General features: G+C 42.5%; 16 protein-coding genes. 6 read left to right on the forward strand and 10 right to left on the reverse strand.

Features of this window, described 5'->3' with window-relative positions; all coding sequences use genetic code 11:
• Window positions 1–26 precede the first annotated feature (26 nt).
• Both ACEN82_RS17760 and ACEN82_RS17765 read right to left on the reverse strand, forming a co-directional pair.
• Window positions 27–704: a lipid-binding SYLF domain-containing protein gene (locus tag ACEN82_RS17760; RefSeq protein ID WP_175490050.1), complete on the reverse strand. Its 678-nt coding sequence runs from the start codon at window positions 702–704 to the stop codon at window positions 27–29.
• 93 nt (window positions 705–797) lie between these two features.
• Entirely contained in the window at window positions 798–1,277 is a 480-nt protein-coding gene (locus ACEN82_RS17765; RefSeq protein ID WP_413320463.1) for a DUF1203 domain-containing protein, read from the reverse strand.
• A 220-nt stretch (window positions 1,278–1,497) separates the two neighbouring features.
• Between ACEN82_RS17765 and ACEN82_RS17770 the strand changes: the two genes are divergently transcribed.
• Both ACEN82_RS17770 and ACEN82_RS17775 read left to right on the forward strand, forming a co-directional pair.
• Window positions 1,498–2,484: a LuxE/PaaK family acyltransferase gene (locus ACEN82_RS17770; RefSeq protein WP_413320458.1), complete on the forward strand. Its 987-nt coding sequence runs from the start codon at window positions 1,498–1,500 to the stop codon at window positions 2,482–2,484.
• A 122-nt stretch (window positions 2,485–2,606) separates the two neighbouring features.
• On the forward strand, window positions 2,607–3,320 hold the full coding sequence (locus ACEN82_RS17775; RefSeq protein ID WP_413320456.1) for a PH domain-containing protein: 714 nt from the start codon (window positions 2,607–2,609) through the stop codon (window positions 3,318–3,320).
• Window positions 3,321–3,444: 124 nt separating this feature from the next.
• Here ACEN82_RS17775 and sucC read toward each other — a convergent pair whose 3' ends face one another.
• On the reverse strand, window positions 3,445–4,638 hold the full coding sequence (sucC, locus tag ACEN82_RS17780; protein ID WP_090532025.1) for an ADP-forming succinate--CoA ligase subunit beta: 1,194 nt from the start codon (window positions 4,636–4,638) through the stop codon (window positions 3,445–3,447).
• 397 nt (window positions 4,639–5,035) lie between these two features.
• Here sucC and ACEN82_RS17785 point away from each other — a divergent pair, with 397 nt between their 5' ends.
• Genes ACEN82_RS17785 through ACEN82_RS17800 form a run of 4 tightly spaced genes read left to right on the forward strand, consistent with a single transcriptional unit; the run spans window position 5,036 to window position 8,188 of the window.
• Window positions 5,036–5,695, forward strand: coding sequence for an ABC transporter ATP-binding protein (locus tag ACEN82_RS17785; RefSeq protein WP_090531462.1), 660 nt, complete (start codon window positions 5,036–5,038; stop codon window positions 5,693–5,695).
• 4 nt (window positions 5,696–5,699) lie between these two features.
• Window positions 5,700–5,999, forward strand: coding sequence for a hypothetical protein (locus ACEN82_RS17790; RefSeq protein ID WP_091163022.1), 300 nt, complete (start codon window positions 5,700–5,702; stop codon window positions 5,997–5,999).
• Window positions 5,999–6,607 (forward strand): HAD family hydrolase, encoded by a 609-nt coding sequence (locus ACEN82_RS17795; protein ID WP_413320453.1) that lies wholly within the window; start codon window positions 5,999–6,001, stop codon window positions 6,605–6,607. Before ACEN82_RS17790 ends, ACEN82_RS17795 begins: the two co-directional genes overlap by 1 nt.
• Window positions 6,608–6,661: 54 nt before the next feature.
• Window positions 6,662–8,188, forward strand: coding sequence for a S41 family peptidase (locus ACEN82_RS17800; protein WP_413320451.1), 1,527 nt, complete (start codon window positions 6,662–6,664; stop codon window positions 8,186–8,188).
• 229 nt (window positions 8,189–8,417) lie between these two features.
• Here the strand turns inward: ACEN82_RS17800 and smc are convergent, their stop codons facing one another.
• From smc to ACEN82_RS17835, 7 genes are all read right to left on the reverse strand, one after another.
• Window positions 8,418–11,960 (reverse strand): chromosome segregation protein SMC, encoded by a 3,543-nt coding sequence (gene smc, locus ACEN82_RS17805; protein WP_413320449.1) that lies wholly within the window; start codon window positions 11,958–11,960, stop codon window positions 8,418–8,420.
• Window positions 11,961–12,283: 323 nt separating this feature from the next.
• Window positions 12,284–13,069: a PhzF family phenazine biosynthesis protein gene (locus ACEN82_RS17810; protein WP_413320447.1), complete on the reverse strand. Its 786-nt coding sequence runs from the start codon at window positions 13,067–13,069 to the stop codon at window positions 12,284–12,286.
• A gap of 180 nt (window positions 13,070–13,249) precedes the next feature.
• Window positions 13,250–14,683: an early set domain-containing protein gene (locus tag ACEN82_RS17815; RefSeq protein ID WP_413320445.1), complete on the reverse strand. Its 1,434-nt coding sequence runs from the start codon at window positions 14,681–14,683 to the stop codon at window positions 13,250–13,252.
• Window position 14,684: 1 nt separating this feature from the next.
• Window positions 14,685–15,659 carry an aspartyl protease family protein gene (locus ACEN82_RS17820; RefSeq protein WP_090531448.1) on the reverse strand — a complete coding sequence of 325 codons (975 nt, stop codon included), beginning with the start codon at window positions 15,657–15,659 and terminating at the stop codon, window positions 14,685–14,687.
• A 61-nt stretch (window positions 15,660–15,720) separates the two neighbouring features.
• On the reverse strand, window positions 15,721–16,386 hold the full coding sequence (locus tag ACEN82_RS17825) for an ATP-binding cassette domain-containing protein (protein ID WP_413320443.1): 666 nt from the start codon (window positions 16,384–16,386) through the stop codon (window positions 15,721–15,723).
• A 598-nt stretch (window positions 16,387–16,984) separates the two neighbouring features.
• Window positions 16,985–17,836, reverse strand: coding sequence for a methylated-DNA--[protein]-cysteine S-methyltransferase (locus ACEN82_RS17830; RefSeq protein ID WP_413320441.1), 852 nt, complete (start codon window positions 17,834–17,836; stop codon window positions 16,985–16,987).
• A gap of 97 nt (window positions 17,837–17,933) precedes the next feature.
• Window positions 17,934–18,287 carry a DUF488 domain-containing protein gene (locus tag ACEN82_RS17835; protein WP_413320439.1) on the reverse strand — a complete coding sequence of 118 codons (354 nt, stop codon included), beginning with the start codon at window positions 18,285–18,287 and terminating at the stop codon, window positions 17,934–17,936.
• Window positions 18,288–18,351: the final 64 nt, after the last annotated feature.

Below are 18,351 nucleotides of genomic sequence, written 5' to 3' on the forward strand. Positions count from 1 at the left end.
TATTTTTGTTTATCAGCGCATTGTTTTTAAAACGCGGCCAATGTTTCTTTTAATGTTTTAACCGCCTCGGTATTGCTGCTTGCCTGCGCAAAAATATCCTGCGAGGTGGCTTTGGCTCCATAATAAGCAGCATTTGAATCCTTATCAATGCCCAGGTTTGAGCCATTGATAGTTATCCCGGCAAACAAACCACGGCTGCGTGAGTATGAGTAAACCTCGGCCTGCAGCTTATAATCGGTACTTGCAGTCGAACTGCGGCCAACAGGACCGGCTGCTGCAGAAATATCTCCGCCGATAGTAAAATCACCATTCTTAACTTTGGTTAAAACACCTTTATGGCGGAACACCAGCACCAGATCAACGGATTGTACGCCGATTTGCAAGCCAAAACTACCGCCTGTTAAAGTAACAAACACCGGATCACTCCATTTGCCATTACCCAGTTTCACCATGGCTACGCCTTTACCGCGTTTACCGCCAATGCCAAATCCGGCATTGATGAGTTTGGGGATGATAACAATGCCTTCGTATTCTTCCAATAGCTGATGCGGGATGCTTTCCTTCATCTTGGCAAACTCTTTCAACACATTTGACGAATTATGGATGCGTTCTGTCTGTTTGCTGTCATCGGCCGGTTTTGCCGATATCATTACAAAAAAGAGACCTAACAAAACCGGGAGTCTCAAGAATTTTAATGTTTTCATGGGGATGGATGATTAATATTATTAATTATATATTCAATACTTAACTAACCCCCAAAACACGTACTTGTTTTTTAATTTTATGTAATAGGAAAGTCAAACACGCTCAATTTTGCATATAAAACAACATGCCTGGGCATTTCTGGCATGCAAATATTCAACATTATCATTCTCGGCAAATATTTCGTTAATCAGTTCATCAACATCGGCATCACCAACAAGCCGGGTTAAAACCATTTGTTGCGCTTTACTGTAACCTATGAGCGACAGCGGGAAACTCTTTTTATTAGCCTTAATCTCCGGCGGGAAACGATAAATATCGCTGTACTCCTCCGCATCTTCAGCGTGAATAAAAATAGGTCCCGGTTGGTTATAGGCATTTTCGATTTCAAAAGGCGAGTGCTTTAGCAACAGGCGTTTATCAACATTACGTTCAAAGGGTTTAAGTGAAACCCGGCATGGCCCAAGCCCGGTAGCCAGTTGCTCAACCACTTCGCCTCCAAAATCGTCGGTCATGGTTGTCCTTACTTTTTCGGCGAATGATTTTGATAGCGGTACAATTTTAAATGTATTCATGATTATTATTTTTTAGATAGATCAAAGTTCGCGCGATAAACAAAGCGTTTCAACCCGAAACTTGCGGAGTTTCTGAACCGGGATTTATAGGACTTAAGGATTTCCCGGATGTATGTTTAAACGCCAGCACCTAAAAATCCAAAAACCGGATTAATCCCGGTTCAGATAATCTGCATATCTGAAATCCGCACATCTGCACATTTACTTTATCTTTGCCTCAATGGACAAGCCCGGAAAACAACAGGTATTTTCTATCGATACTGATGAACGATTTAATGAAACAGCATTGCGGGTTTTCAATTACCAGGCACAGCATAACCCGGTTTACAGGCAGTTTATTGAAGGATTGAAAATTGACACCGCATCAATTACATCTTACAGTCATATCCCATTTTTACCTATCGAGTTTTTTAAGTCACATACTATATTAAGTACCGATGCGCCCGTTGAGGTAACCTTTACGAGTTCAGGTACTACCGGGATGATCACCAGCAGTCACCGGGTTACCGATAAAACCTGGTATGAGGGAAGCTTTCGGCGTGCCTTCAATATTTTTTATGGTGATATCAGGGATTTTACCGTGCTAGCTCTGCTCCCGTCCTACTTGGAGCGTGAAGGTTCATCGCTCATTTACATGGTTGATGACCTGATTAAACAATCAAATCACCCGGATAGCGGTTTCTTTTTGTATAATCATGACGAGCTGTTTCATCAACTTAAAAAACAGCAGGATGCCAGGAAACCTACGCTTTTAATAGGTGTTACTTTCGGTCTGCTCGATTTTATTGAAAACTACCAGGTCAACTTCCCTGAACTGGTTGTAATGGAAACCGGCGGCATGAAAGGCCGTCGTAAGGAAATGATTCGCGAGGAGCTGCACGCCATTTTGGGCAAAGGCTTTGGTGTAAAGCAGATCCACTCGGAATATGGAATGACGGAGCTGCTGTCACAAGCTTACTCCAAAGGCGACGGCATTTTCAATTGCCCGCCATGGATGAAGATCATCATCCGGGATACTAACGATCCGCTCAGTACGTTACAAACTGGTAAAACAGGCGGCATCAGCGTTATTGACCTGGCCAATATCAATTCCTGCGCGTTTATTGCCACGCAGGATTTGGGCAGGATTTACCCTGGTGGCTCTTTTGAAGTATTGGGCCGGTTTGACCAGTCAGACATCCGCGGATGTAATTTGTTGATTGCTTAATACCATTTGAGAATCAAGACGTCAGGAATCACGTTTCAGGAAAACTTGATTCTTAACATTTGATTCTTGACTCTTTAACAGGTATAATTGTTATTTTTGCGCGCATCATAAATGCTAAAAATATGATTGAGAAATTTTTAAACGAGGAACAGGACCCTAAAACAGTTGAAAAGGTTTATTCACGCCTTGTTGATCTACTTTCTTCAGGCGAAGAGGTTATCTACATTGCCGTTCAGAAAAAGCCGCTGGTAAACCTTTTTCCTGATTGTATAGCTATTACCAACAAACGTGTATTGTTTTTTACCCCGGCCAACCTTGGGCTATCTATCAAGTTTGTTGATTTTGTTTGGAAAGATATCGTTGACGTATATACCAAGGAAGAAATTATCGGTTCCATTTTCAGCGTAAAAACCACCGGTGGCGCCGAAATGGCTGTTGACTACCTGCCTAAAGTTCAGGGCCGTAAATTATACCAGTACGCCCAGGAACGTAAGGAAGTTGAGCGTGAAGCCCGCCGTCAGCGCGACCTGGAGCAAAAACGTGCCGAATCAGGCGCTATCCAGTTGGAAAACTCGCCTGCCCGCGCTTTTGTAGCACCGGCATCGCCGCAGCCCTTTTCTCAACAAAATGGGTATACAGCACCTGCCGCACCGGCAACGCCGCCCGCACCCGTCGCGGCCCCTGCTCCTGTTGTACAGGAAACACCTCTGCCCGCGGCACCAAAGCCTGATGAGCTTACCGAAAAACTAAAAAAACTAAAAACCCTGTTCGACAACGGTCTTATCTCGCAGGAAGAATATAATGCCAAAAAACTTGACCTTCTGAGTGACTTATAATCTTTCAGGCGGACATGGTATCCTTATAAAAAGGAGGCTGTATCAATGTGTGATATAGCCTCCTTTTTTTATCTATAGGCTGGCAACTAATCTCTAATCACCAGCCGCTAATCTCTAAAAAAAATTAAAGCGCTAAAACCTCTTTAACACGGTCTGCAGCTTCTTTCAGCAATATTGCCGAATAAACTTTTAAACCCGAATTATCAATCAGTTCTTTTGCTTCAGCAGCGTTTGTACCCTGTAAACGAACAATAATTGGCACCGGGATATTACCGATCTCTTTGTAAGCATCAATTACACCTTGCGCTACACGGTCGCAACGAACGATACCACCGAAGATGTTGATCAGGATGGCTTTTACGTTAGGATCTGAAAGGATGATATTGAAACCTGCTTTTACAGTTTGCGCATTGGCAGTACCGCCTACGTCAAGGAAGTTGGCAGGCTCACCGCCAGCAATTTTAATGATGTCCATAGTAGCCATGGCTAAGCCGGCACCATTAACCATACAGCCTACGTTGCCATCAAGCTTAACATAGTTAAGGTTTGATTTGCTGGCTTCAACCTCGGTTGGATCTTCCTCATCGGTATCACGCATTGCAGCGTAATCCGGATGACGGTAAAGCGCGTTATCGTCAAGGTTTACTTTAGCGTCAACAGCTAAAATTTTATTATCAGAGGTTTTTAAAACCGGGTTAATTTCAAATTGCGATGAGTCGGTACCTTCATAGGCTTTATATAAAGCAGCAATGAATTTGGTCATGTCTTTAAATGCTTCGCCTTCAAGGCCAAGGTTAAAGGCTATTTTACGGGTCTGGAAGCCCTGTAAACCAACTTTAGGATCAATCTCTTCTTTAAATATAAGCTCAGGGGTTGAGTGTGCAACTTCCTCAATATCCATACCACCTTCGGTACTGTACATGATGATGTTGCGGCCACGGGCGCGGTCAAGCAATACGCTCATGTAAAACTCTTTAGTTTCACTTTCGCCCGGATAGTAAACATCCTGTGCAACTAAAACTTTCTTAACTTTTTTACCTTCAGGACCAGTTTGCGGAGTTACCAATTGCATACCTAAAATATTGCCGGTATGCTCTTTTACCTGGTCGATGTTTTTGGCGAGCTTAACGCCGCCGCCTTTACCACGGCCACCAGCGTGGATCTGTGCTTTGATCACTACCCAGCTTGACCCCAGGTCTTCTTTCAATTTTTGGGCAGCCTCAACAGCCTGCTCAACAGTATCGGCCACAATGCCTTCCTGAACTCTAACGCCATAGCTTTTTAATATAGCTTTACCCTGATATTCGTGAATATTCATGTTTTGAAGAATTTGCGGTAAAGCTACAATTTTGTTTGAAACGGTAAACACCTTGTTTCAGTTTATTTGCCCTTATCGCGGCAAATAACATTGTATTTACAAAGGATGCAAAGTACGGGAAGCTTAGGAAATTGAATATTAAGTACGCTAAGGCGCAACGCCGCAAAGAAAAAGTAGTACAATTTGTTTTCAGTTGAGAGCCCCCCTAAATCATTTCATTCAGCTCTTTGTCAGAATCAGGATTTACAGGATTGTAAGATTAATAGAATGTTCGTCAAATCAGAAAAATCGGGTGTCAACATAATCAAGAATCATCAACAGTAAAAATCGGTGAAATCATAAATCGATCGGTGTAATCCCAACAAAATAAATCCAGCTAATCCGTTAACTTTGCCAAATGCTTAAAGCCAGATCTATCCATAAATCATACGGACAGTTACAAATATTAAAGGGCGTTGACCTTGAGGTACAAAAGGGCGAAATCGTAACCATCGTTGGTGCTTCAGGTGCCGGAAAAAGCTCGTTACTTAACATATTAGGTACCCTTGACCGGCCAGATTCTGGCACTTTAACCATTAATGATATTGAACTAAACAAATTAAATAACAAACAACTAAGCGATTTCCGGAACCGGCAGATTGGTTTTATATTCCAGTTTCACCATTTACTGGCCGAGTTCAGCGCTCTTGAAAATGTTTGCATCCCGGCCTTTATAGCAGGAAAATCAAAATCTGAAGCAGAAAAAAAAGCGGCCGGGTTGCTTGACCTTTTGGGTTTGAAAGACAGGTTGCACCATAAACCTAACCAGCTATCTGGCGGCGAGCAACAACGGGTAGCTGTGGCACGAGCGTTAATCAACAATCCGGCACTTATTTTTGCCGATGAACCTTCAGGCAACCTTGATTCGGTAAACGCGCTCGAGCTTCATGAATTATTTATTAAGTTGAAGAATGATTTCAGGCAAACCTTTGTAATTGTTACTCATAATGAAGATCTTGCAAACTTGTCAGACCGCACAGTTACAATGAGGGATGGTTTAATTGTTAACGGTCAATAGCTATATGAGCATTTTAATTACCGCCGCCACGTCGGCACAAGCCTACCAGCTCAAAAACAAACTGGAAGGAAAAAATATTATTTTGGGTGATCATATGGACCTGCCTGATTTTATGATCAAAACCGGCAAAATGATATTGTTGCCCAATCCAGCTTCGGCAAGTTATACACATGAAATGCTAACGCTTTGCCTGGATAAAAGCATCGATTCGGTTTATTTATTAAGGCCTGATGAAACAATACTCTTGCTAAAGGCCGAAACCCTTTTTAATGAATACGATATAAACCTACACGTAATTGCTTAATGGACTATAAGGATATTGATAAACGTAAAACAGCTTTTATTTTTGAGTTAGATAATGTGCTTTATCCGGCAAAGGATTATTACTTTCAGGCTTATTACCTGTTTGCAAACATGCTTGAATATATTGAGCTGATAGATGCAAAGGCCGCAACCAAAGTATTAACTGATACGTATATAGCTGAAGGGAAGGATGCCGCATTTAACCGTTTGACGGAGCAGTTCCCGGTGGCCGAACAATACCGCGATAAATTTGAGAACCTGCTTTTAACTGCCAAATTACCGCTAAAACTGCTTTTATATCAAAATATACTTACCTTAATGCAGGATATTGTGGTCGACCGCAAAAAATTGTTTATTGTAACTAATGGCAATGTTCAGGAACAGGTAAATAAAATTAAACAAACCGAATGGCACGGGCTGGAAAAATATCTCCGCTGCTATTTTACCGAAGAAACCGTACCAAAACCCGAACCAGATGTAATTAACCTGCTTATTCAGGAACATGGCCTCCAGCGTAAAGAAATAGTGATGATTGAAAATTCGGAAACAGATAAGCTTTGTGCCGAAGCCAGCGGCATTGACAGTATCAGTGTTGAAGACTTTTTATAGTATTACCTATAACATACTTACTAACAAGGCGTTTAAATACTTAAACTCAAGTGTATGAGAAAAATATTTTACTTTTTAGCCCTTATTTCCGTTGCATCGATATCTGCCTGTAAAAAAAATAAACCTATTAATAACGGCGATGATGGTACTACCGGCCCGCCAAGCACCGGTACCGCGCTTGATCGTATAAGGGACTCGGTTTATCTGTATCCGCAGGAAACCTATTTGTGGTACAATCAGCTTCCTACTTACAAAAACTTTCAGCCCCGTAACTATGTAAGCAGCGATACCATCACCGGCTTAAGCAGCGAGGTTGACCATTTATCGCAATATGCCATAAATCCGGCAAGCTCTCAACCGTATGAATATTATGATAATACCGGTACAGCCAAATACTCGTTTATTGATGATGGATCCGTATCAAACGAATTGAGCGGCAATGGCGGCGACTTCGGTTTTTCGGTATTCTACCCTACGCGTTCGGATCTGAGGATCAAATATGTATACCCTGGTTCACCTGCTGATAAAGCTGGTATTAAACGTGGGTATCAGATCACCAAAATAAATGGACGTACCGACCTTGCTTACGATGACGGAGGCACGACTACCCAGTTTGTAATACAAGCCTATGCATACAGCAAAACTATCAGCATGACATTGGCCAGACCGGATAATACCACAGTTGATGTAACGCTTAATACTGCTAACTATACCATAAACCCTGTTATTACTTATAAAACACTGGACGCCGGCTCGGGCAAAAAAGCCGGTTATATGGTTTTTAATTCGTTTACTGATAAAACCAATGCCGGTCCTAAAATATTAGAGGCCTTAAACAGCTTCACTGGCATTTCCGATTTGATCATTGATTTAAGGTACAACGGTGGCGGGTCCGTAGAAACTGCCGAATATTTTGATAACCTTTTAGTACCATCGGCTAAGAACGGCACTAAGATGTACACAGCTTATTTTAATGATAAGCTTACAAATGATAACTATACCTTGTTTAAAAACCTTTACGAAATACCCAAAGGTTTTTTTTCGGTAAGCAACCAAACTGTCAATTTCCAAAAACAAGGGTCGCTTAATTTAAGCCGGATATTCTTTATAGTTGGTAGCGGTACTGCCTCGGCAAGTGAGTTAACCATTAATAACCTGATCCCTGAACTGGATGTTGAATTGATCGGCTCTGTCACCTATGGCAAGCCTGTTGGTTTTTATGGTATTGATATCAATAAATACCAATTGTATATGCCAATGTTCTCCACAAGAAATTCGGCAAACAATGGCGATTATTATACCGGTATGACACCAGGACAAGGCATTTATAAAGGTGTTAGCGCTGTAGATGACCTGACCAAAGATTTCGGCGACCCTACCGAAGGGTTATTAGCACAGGCTTTGAGCTATATCTCGACCGGTAAGTATAAAACCGGTTCAGTAACCACACAAAGCCTGGCTACCTCATCAAAAAACGTGCTTTCGGCCGATCAGAAACGTGCGATGGAACAGAGGTTCACCCGCAGCAAAATAAAAGGTTTGATGCTTAAAACACCATCGGTGTTTAAAAAGAAGAAATAAAATTTTTCCGCATCATTTAAAGGGGAAGGGCTGAAAAGTTTTTCGCCTTTTTTATTATGCTAAAGCCACGCTATATATACCGGCTTTAGTGGTTAATAAAATTATACGGGTATACCAAGTCGTTGGTGACAACACCAACAACGGCGAAAGAAATAAAATTTTTCGGTATCAAAGGCGAAGGACTGAAAAGCTTTTCGCCTTTTTTATTAAGAGCCGAAGGCTTTAAGCTTTAATCAGCCAGTTCCCTTAAATCAACAGGGACAACGCGGGAAATTCCTTGCTCAACCATGGTTACGCCGTAAATAACATCTGTACTTGCAATAGTGCGTTTGTTGTGGGATACGATGATAAATTGAGAATCTTTGGAGAAGGTACGGATAATGTTATTGAACTTATCAATGTTGGTATCATCAAGCGGCGCGTCAACCTCATCAAAAATACAGAAAGGCGCAGGTTTTAGCAGATACAGCGAAAAAAGTATAGCGGTTGCCGTAAGGGTTTTTTCCCCCCCTGATAGTTGGTTGATGGATAATGGTCGTTTACCTTTTGGCTTCGCGATGATATCGATATCTGATTCGAGCGGATGCTCGGGATCGGTCAGGATCAGATCGCATGAATCCTCTTCATTAAACAGCGAGCGGAATACTTTAATAAAGTTTTCGCGCACCATAATAAACGCGGTCATGAACTTATCTTTAGCGGTATCGTCAATTTCCTGGATGGTAGCCAATAATGATGCTTTGGCTTCGCTCAGATCTTTCTTTTGCGCCTGGATAAAGGTATAACGTTCGTTCATTTCGTTATACGCCTCTACCGCCATTGGATTTATAGCACCAAAATCGTCAAGCTGTTTTTTCAGCTTTTCAGCTTTTTCGCGCAGGTCCTGCTCACTTTCACCTTCGGGTACTTCGCTTTCGGGCAGGTCTTCAATATCTATATTAAACTCAACCGAAAGACGCTCTTTCAGCGCGTTCAGGTCTATCTTTAAATTATTTCGTTCGTCGCGCAGCTCATTCTCAATAACTTCGCTGTTCTCTTTTTTGCGCCTCAATGAGCTTACCTGACTCTCATTTTCGGTGATGAGGCCGCGCCATTGATAGTACTCCTGTTCGGCTTGTTGTGTGGCCTTTTCCAGGTTTTCCTTCTGCTCATACATTTCGAGCAGGTTATCGTCGGAGTTATCGGCCAGCTTCAGGTTTTCCTGTATAGCAACTTTTACTTTTTCAAGCTCGTTGCTATTTTGCCTTATACGTGTTTCAAGGCTTTCCTGCTGGGTATCCCGATAGTCAAGGTCTTTCATTAAACCCGATACCTTATTTTGTTGCTGATGAAAACGGATGTTTTCCTGATTGTAGGCGTTTGACTGTACGGAAACGTATTCGTTCAGCTCGTTAAAAGCCATCTGCTTATCGGCCAATAAATCACTTTGGATCTGCCGCTGGGTTTTTAGCTCGGCCAATTGCGGTTGTAGGGCAGCCATTTCATCTTTTATCCCGGAAATTTTACGGGCGATATCTTCTTTACGGTTAAGGCTGTTTTCAATAAAAGTTTGATATTGCTCCTGGCGCGTTTTTACAGTGATCAACTCGTTATTTAAACGGTTCAGGATCTGTTGCTGCTCATTAATCTCAGCTGCCTTGGTTGACGAACGTAAAGCTGCAAGCTTGTTCTGTAATTCTTCAGACTTCGTACGAAATGAACCCACCTGGTTCTCTATTCCCCGGATCTCTTTAGCTAAATTCTCCAGGTTTTTAGCACGACCGATCCTTTTACCCTCAAACAAACCAACCGAACCACCGGCCATGGTATGTTTTGATTTATTGAACTTACCGCTCTTGCCGATCAACACAACGCCCTGCGGTAAAGTTTCGCTATTGATCTGGCCTTCCTTATCGTCATCAACCAAATAAACACCCTTAAGCAGGTAATTACAAAGCGGCAGGTAATGTTTATCAACCTCAATAACACTCAGCGCAGGGATAGCCCCCTCCTTTTCGAAGCTGATTTGTGCGGGCGCTTCATCAGCGTAGTTGTTCAGCACAAAGAAATTTACCCTGCCCTTTGCCGAATTGCTCAACAGGTTAATAGCCTTCACGGCATCGTCATAGCTTTCAACTACGTAATAGTTCATGAGCGGTTCAAGGTAGTTTTCGATGGCTACACGAAACTCTTCCTTACAAAAAAGCACATCGCTAAACAGCGGGGCATTTTTAGCCCAATCGGTATTCTTTTTCAGGAACCTGATTGACTCCGGGAAACCTTCCAAACTATCAACCATACTTTTGGTAAGGTTGTATTCGTTTTGCTTGGCATCCAGCTTGCGGCTCTCTTTTACAATGGTATCCTTAACCGAGTTCAACTCAACATCGGTTTCGGCAATTTGTTCTTTTAGCTTATTTTCAAACTCAACAGCCTGCTGAAATTCATCATCAAGTGTTTCCTTGCGGTATTGCAGCTCGGCAACCACCTGGTTAAAGTGCGAAAGCTCCACCTCTTTATTGGTGGTATCTTCCATATTACGCTGGCTTTCCTGCTCCAAAGCCTGTTGCTGAATTTGCAATATATCCAGGTCTTTTTCTGCCTTATAAGCCTGATTTTGCAGGCGGGTATTGATATTATTAAGCTCGTTGAGCTCATTACGGGCTTCGGTTTGTTGTGCACGTAATTCATCAACGGCTTCTTTTAAATCAGAAAGTTTGCTTTGGATGGTTTGCAGCGCTTCATCCTCGGTGGCCTTTTCCTCGTTTAAGCGTTTAATGTTATATAAAACGTGGTTCAGCTGGTTTTTATCACGTTCTAACTCTTCAGTCAGACGCGATTCTTTATCTTGTTGAAACTTCAACTGTTCATTCTTGATCTTCTTTTCGCTTTCGTAAGCCCGGATCTTTGAAACAAACTCATTGGTTGTTTTTTGCTGAACCGAAAGGTTCTTTTCTTTGGTGATACTATCCAGCTTTTGTTGTTGCAACGTTGCTTCCAAAGTATCTATCTGGATAATAATATCGCCTTTCTCGGCTTTATGCTTTAGCTCCTGCTCCTCTATCTTTTTCAATGATTCGCTAAAAGCCACGATCCTGAACGAAGCCAGCATAATGCTCAATGTTTTATACTGCTCCTTGAGACGATAGTATCGTTCAGTTTTCTTCGCCTGGTTCTCCAGCGATTTGAGGTTTTTCTCAATCTCAAACAGCAGGTCATCAACACGGGCCAAATCGGCCTCTGTCTCTTTCAGCTTACTGAAAGTTTGCTTTTTGCGGAGCTTGTATTTAGAGATGCCCGATGCTTCCTCAAACAGGTTACGGCGTGAGCCCTCCTTATTAGTGATGATCTCGTCGATCATCCGGAGCTCGATGATAGAATAGGAATCGGAGCCGATACCCGTATCCAAAAAAAGATCGGTAATATCCTTTAAACGGCACTGTACATCGTTAAGTCGGTATTCGCTTTCGCCCGTGCGGTAAAGCTTACGGGTAAGTGTTACCTGCGAATAATCGGTTGGCAGTACGTTTTTTGTATTATCAAAAGTGAGGGAAACTTCGGCAAGGTTAGCCGATTTACGGCTTTTGGTGCCGTTAAAAATAACGTTATCCATTTTCTCCGAACGGAGCATCCGGGTGCTTTGCTCACCCAAAACCCAGCGGATACTGTCAACAACGTTCGACTTACCACAACCGTTAGGCCCTACAATAGCGGTAACACCCTCATTAAAATTGATGGTTATTTTGTCGCCGAAACTCTTGAAGCCTTTGATTTCTAAACGGGTAAGCTGCATTTAATTTATTAAGTACCTTGCAAAGTCCAAACCTCCAAAGTAATTATAAATAATTGAGTTTTGAAAGTATATTTTGATTTGAGGCGAAAGGAAAAGGCGAAAGGTAAAAGGATAAAGGCAAAAGGTTACTGGCAGGGTTTGTATAACGTCATTGCTTTGTTCCTACCGATGACAACTCAAAAAGGGTGTCATACTGAGTTCATCGAAGTATGGTGGGCAGGCCCCTGCACACGACCGTTCGGCAACTCAGGGTGACAACTCCTTTTTTGCCATTTACCTTTAGCGGCCCGGACTTTTACATATTCGCAATGACAATTTATAATTTAAACCCTTATCTCCCCCTTCAAATAAGTAACCGCTTTGCCACTCATCAACACGCGGTAACCTTTAAGCTCGCACCAAAGTTCACCGCGGCGGGCTGAGAGCTGATAGGCATGAAGCATATCTTTACCCAGGCGTTTTGCCCAGTACGGGATCAGGTTACAATGTGCTGATCCGGTAACCGGGTCTTCGGGGATGCCTGCGCCGGGCGCAAAAAAGCGTGAAACAAAATCAGAGTTTTCGCCAGGTGCGGTAGCTATGATCCCTACCGTATCCATTTTTGACATGGCGAAGAAATCAGGCGTAAGCTCCCTGATATCCTGCTCGGTTTCATAAACAATGAAATAATCACGCGAGCGCAAAAATGCTACCGGTTGCTTTTCACCAAGCGCTTCGGCCAATCCGTTTGGAGCCTCAATGGGGATTGGCGGGCGCGATGGAAAATCCATCGTATATTTATCCCCATCACGCTTTACGGTGAGCGTTCCGGCTTTTACAGTTTCAAAATGAATGGTATCACCCTCATAGCCCAGTTCCGAAAACAGAATATGAGCAGATGCCAGGGTAGCATGCCCGCAAAGATCTATCTCATACTCGGGCGTAAACCAGCGAAGCTTATAACCATCGTCGTTTTTCACAAAAAAAGCGGTTTCGGCAAGGTTGTTTTCAATGGCTATCATTTGCATGGTAACATCGGGCAACCATTCATTAAGCGGACAAATTGCCGCCGGGTTACCGCCAAAAAGCTTATCGGTAAATGCGTCGGCCTGGTATATAGGGATGGTCATAAAAATATTGTATTTTAGCTAATATAACGAGGTGAGCGTCAAAATGCAAGAATATGAGAATCAAGATGCGAGAATACGAGAATCATGATGCAAGACTATGAGAATCAAGATCTTTCTTATCCAGCTTCTTTAATTTTTTTGCTTCTTTATTCTTATATCTTGATTCTTGCAATCCTGCTTCTATAATTGCTCGATCCATAAAACGGAATTACCCGAATTATATTGGTTAGGTTCGTAAAGTTTATTGCCAGGGTCTATCATCCATTTACCATCCACAATAAACTTGTACAGTTGCTTGCCTGGTTTCAGGTAAACACTTACAGTCCACTCTTTACCGTTAAAAGCGAGTGTGTAACCAAAATCATCAAAGTTATTAAAACTGCCCGCTAAATGAACGCTCTTAGCATTATTAAATCCGCTTAGCTTAAACGTATAATTTGGCTTCACCGAAATATATGAATTAACAACGCCGCCCTCCATCATATTACGAGGGTTTTTGGGGTCGGTGATCCAGTTATCATCCACAACAAACTTATAGCCATAATTGCCCGGCGGAATAATTAAGGACGATGCCCAGCCCGTTTTGGTTTTGGTAAGCGGGATCAAGCCATGCTCCCAATTATTGAAGCTTCCGCCTACGTACACTTTCTTTGCGCTGGTATAACCATCAAGCTTAAACACAACCGTTTCGCCAAGGTTCAGTATTGAGTTTGTATATCCATCAGCGGCCTGGATCTTATTGGGATTAGCAGGATCGGTGATCCATTTGCCATCAACCAGGAAACGATACGCCTGTGTGCCTTCGTGCAGGTAAAGCTGTTTTTGCCAGCCTTTGGGGCTTTTATCGAGGACGATATTATTAGCGTCCCAATCATTAAAGCTCGCCGCCAGTGTTATTTTACGGGCATTGACGTATCCGTTCAGCTTAAAGGTGTAGTTATAACGAAAGTATATCGAATTATCGTCATGATCGCTCACCAGGTTGTTATAACGGTCGCTGATCCAATGGCCATCCACAATAAATTTATATTCATACTTGCCGGGTTTCAGCTTTATGTCGGCAATCCAACCACTGTCGGTTTTGGCCATGATACCTTTAAGGGTGCTCCAGTTATTGAAGTTGCCTGATAGCAGTACCCTTTTACTTTGGGCATACCCAGGCAAAAAGAACCGGGTTAAACCAGATGCTAATTCATGAACAGTGACTTTAGCAAAGTTATTGATACCGAAGTTAACATCAGCCGGATACCCCGGCGACTCATTATCATTGTTATCTATTTTAGTAGTTATCAGGTAAGGGGTGGCTTGCGGGTTAAGGTTAAGAGTCTCAAGCGGCCTGTCGAACTCTATTATATTTCCCCGCTTTCCGGCCATTGCCCAGCCGTCTTTTTGCAGGGCGGTAAAATCGCCTTTTAAAACAGTAGCGGCATTTGCATCTTTTAACCCGGCTTTTCTGAGCAAGCTATCCACTTCTGTTTTGGATGAGCGCATATCAATAAGCAGTACGAGATTATCCTTGCCCATGATCAGGTTATTTCGCTTTTGTGCTCTTGCCTGAATGGCCACGCAAACCACCGCAAAAAAAACAATAACTATACGCCCGCGCCTTTTCATATTACTGGTTACTGTAAATGTACATTTCAAATTCTTTTTTAACAAAGTTGATGGTGAATATGCCGCGCACAAAAAAGTCATATCCTAAAACACCATCAATTTTGTAGCCATACGCATTCCCCATTTTTTCGAGATTGGTTATTAAAATACGGTTTTTCATATACTTTCGGTCGCCGACAACCAAATTATCAAAGCGCGTATAAATCACCTCGATGGAAGTGCCACCAATACCCATAATTTTTGAGCGGCTGATAACCTCCATATCAGGAACCAGTTTTTTTGAACGCCGGTAGTCGAGTAAACTGGTTTCGGCGGCGCTGTCAAAAGCAAACCAAAGCGCATTGTCGTTAACAGTACCCTTCATTAAAATAACATCATTGAGCATACGGAAAGGACTTACCATAAAACGATCGTGAAATACCTTTTCGGTTTCGGGGATGTTACCATTCTCATCAAGTTTTTGGATGTATAACGTATTTCTGAAAAGATCAACTGTAATCGCGAAATCGGAAAATAGCCCGGTACCCAGCAATCCCAATATTTTGATACGCTTACCGTTTTCGATAGATGATAGGTCGGTAACATCGGCCCGGAGCTTTGGATAGTGCAATTCGAGGATGTTAAAATTACGGATATAAGTAGTAAAAGAGCTGCCGGCAACCCCGTTAATCCCGGCAGATTCCTGTTCAGCCACGTGTGGCAGATCTCTAAAATAGGTTTCATTTAAAACAAGATAGGGTGCGCCTGTATCCAGTACAAAGTTGCCTTCAAGAGTATCGATCTGAGCTTCAATAAGAATTAGGTTCCCAGCCCTTTTTATCGGAATGACTAAAGTTTTAAAATCACCGGTGGGCGATGGATCAGGATCGGGTTTTGCATTTTTAAAGGTGATGCCATTGATAGTCACTTTCTCGCTGCCCGCCGCACTGAAGCAACAGAAAACTAAAAAAAAGATCAACAGATAAACCTTAGGCATCGTATTAAATACTATACCTAATAGACCCTCATTTTATGCCTTAAGTTACACAGTGTAACAATTAAATAATGTGACTGATGTACCCGTACCTGATCAGATCATCAGGACTTTTGATGGCTTTAGTGCTTCCGTCAGTGATCAGGACTATCCTATCAGCCACATCAAGAATGTTATAATACTGATGATCAGTAACAATGATACCTTTTACCTCAGCGCATTTACGAATAACGCCCTTAAACATTTCTGCCTGCACCGGCGAAACATGAGTAAATGGCTCATCGAGCAAAATAAAATCTGCCCGGCTGTAAATACACATCAGGGTTTCCAATTGCCTGAGTTCTCCGCCGGATAGCTGGCCGGGCTTTTTGTGATGATGATCCTGGTAAATTGACAATGAGGTAAATTCATCAGTAAATTGAGGGTCGATAATGGTACCAGCAAGGCTTTGGATCTTTATATTTTGCGGCAGATAATTGTGCTGGGGCAAATAAGCTACCCGACCATCGTCATAACCTTTATAAATGTGTTTATCGTCGATGCTGACGTGCTTGTAAGTTGGCTTTAGGCTACCGAAAATAATTCGAAGCAAAGACGACTTACCGCAGCCGTTGCGGCCAAGCAAACCTACCACCTCGCCCTGGCGGCAATCGAGATAGATATCCTGTAAAATCTTGCGCCCATCAAACTCAAGATGAACGCTGTCGGTTTTTAAAATATGCTGACCCAATATCTTACCAGTTTTAAGAGTGATAGCAATATACCGTAGGCCAGGGCATCGCATGTAAGGGCATACAGGTATAATCTGTCAATCCCATAACCCGCATTACGGAAGTAGAAGAAAGTTTTATTTGAATTGTAATTATAATACCGAAAGCCAATGATTAACCCATAGCTCATTATTTTTAATATATATGCTCCTGCAACGTTGACCTCTCCGCGAAGCAAATAGTAGATACAGATCATGTTGATAGACATACACCATAACAACATCGACTTATAAAAATACCACGTAATTTTTATGGTGTTACGCATTTAGCTAATCATGACAGGTAAGCTAAAATAACGCCAATTGTGGATTAAAATTTTCCTCGCAGGTAATTCTATTTTGTTCGCCTGCTGGTTCTCCTGGCGAACAGGTTCGGAGATGCGGTAACTGCAGATACAGTTTTTGATGAGCCCGGCACTTACTCCATACTGATGTGTTGTTCCAGTGATCTGTAAAACCGGACATACTCATTTCTATGTTTACGTCCACGCTTACTTTAGCGTTGCTATGTAAGCGCGGACGCTTGAGAGCAATTGCACATCCCTTTTGCTCACAAACCTTATTCAACCCGCTCCTTTAGCGCTGCTTCCCAGCCTATGATTGCGTTTTTACGGGTACTGCCCCAATGATACTGGCCTATTTCGCCGGTTGATTTGATTACCCGGTGGCAAGGGATCAGGAACGCTACAGGGTTACTACCTACCGCTGAGCCGACTGCTCGGTAAGCATTTTCGCTGCCTGCTTTTTTGGCAAGTGAGGCATAAGTGGTTAATCCGCCGGGGGGTACTTTCAATAACGTCTCCCACACCTTGATCTGGAAATCGGTTCCTTTTAAATGCAGCTTGATCTCGTCCAAACGGCTCCAATCCTGCGTAAAAATAAACAGTGCGTTCTGCTGGATCCTGTCAACTAACTGATTGAATACCGCATTAGGAAAACTTATCTTCAGTTGCTCCAATGCTTTCTCTTCGCCCTCATCAACAAACGCCATGTGGCAAATCCCTTTAGCCGTGGATGCTACGATCACCTTACCAAATGGTGTATCAGCAAACGAATAGTTGATATGCAGCATGGCTCCGCCGTTACGGTATTCGCCGGGGGTCATACCTTCTACCTTAATAAAAAGGTCATGCAGCCGGCCACCTCCCGAAAGACCTGTCTGCAGCGCGGTATTAAAAACATTCGCGTCTTCATGTTTCAAGATTTCCTTAGCATGCTCCACACTCAAATACTGCAGGAATTGTTTTGGGGTTACCCCTGCCCAATCCTTAAACATCCGCTGAAAATGGAAGGGACTTAAATTAACATGTTCCGCAACTTCGTCCAGTTTAGGCTGTGCCTTAAAATTCTCCCTGAAAAAGCCAATCGCGTCGGCTATGCGGGTATAATCTATTTCTTGTTGAGTTTTCATAAAGCCTTTTTTTAATAAATCCAATTGTGTTTTTTGTATTTATAACACAAAAGTACCAGCCTCGTCTATGCTCAACAATCCGATTCTTGCGGAGTTTTCAGGCGATATGCTCTTCGATTATCTTGCTTAAAACTACCGCATTATTTAATTTCGGCTCTTTTGAAGAAAACACCAGCGTCACTGTTTTGTGCTGCCTGATATAATCTACCAATTCATCCAAAGCCTTTGCACCCTCAATTTCGGCGCGGTATTTTTGGTTAAAGGCTTCAAATTTTTCAGGATCATGGTTGTACCATTTTCTTAGTTCGTTAGATGGAGCTACATCTTTAAACCACTTGTCAATTCGTTGGTCTTCCTTTTTTATCCCCCGCGGCCAAAGGCGGTCCACCAAAACCCTAACGCCATCTGCCTCGGCATAAGGCTCATAAGCCCGTTTAAGTTTAATCTTCATGATAATGTATTTTAATACTTTTTCTTCGATGGAACTGAAAGTATAAATTCCGCAAGAATCGGAT

Source organism: Mucilaginibacter sp. Mucisp73 (assembly GCF_059491465.1).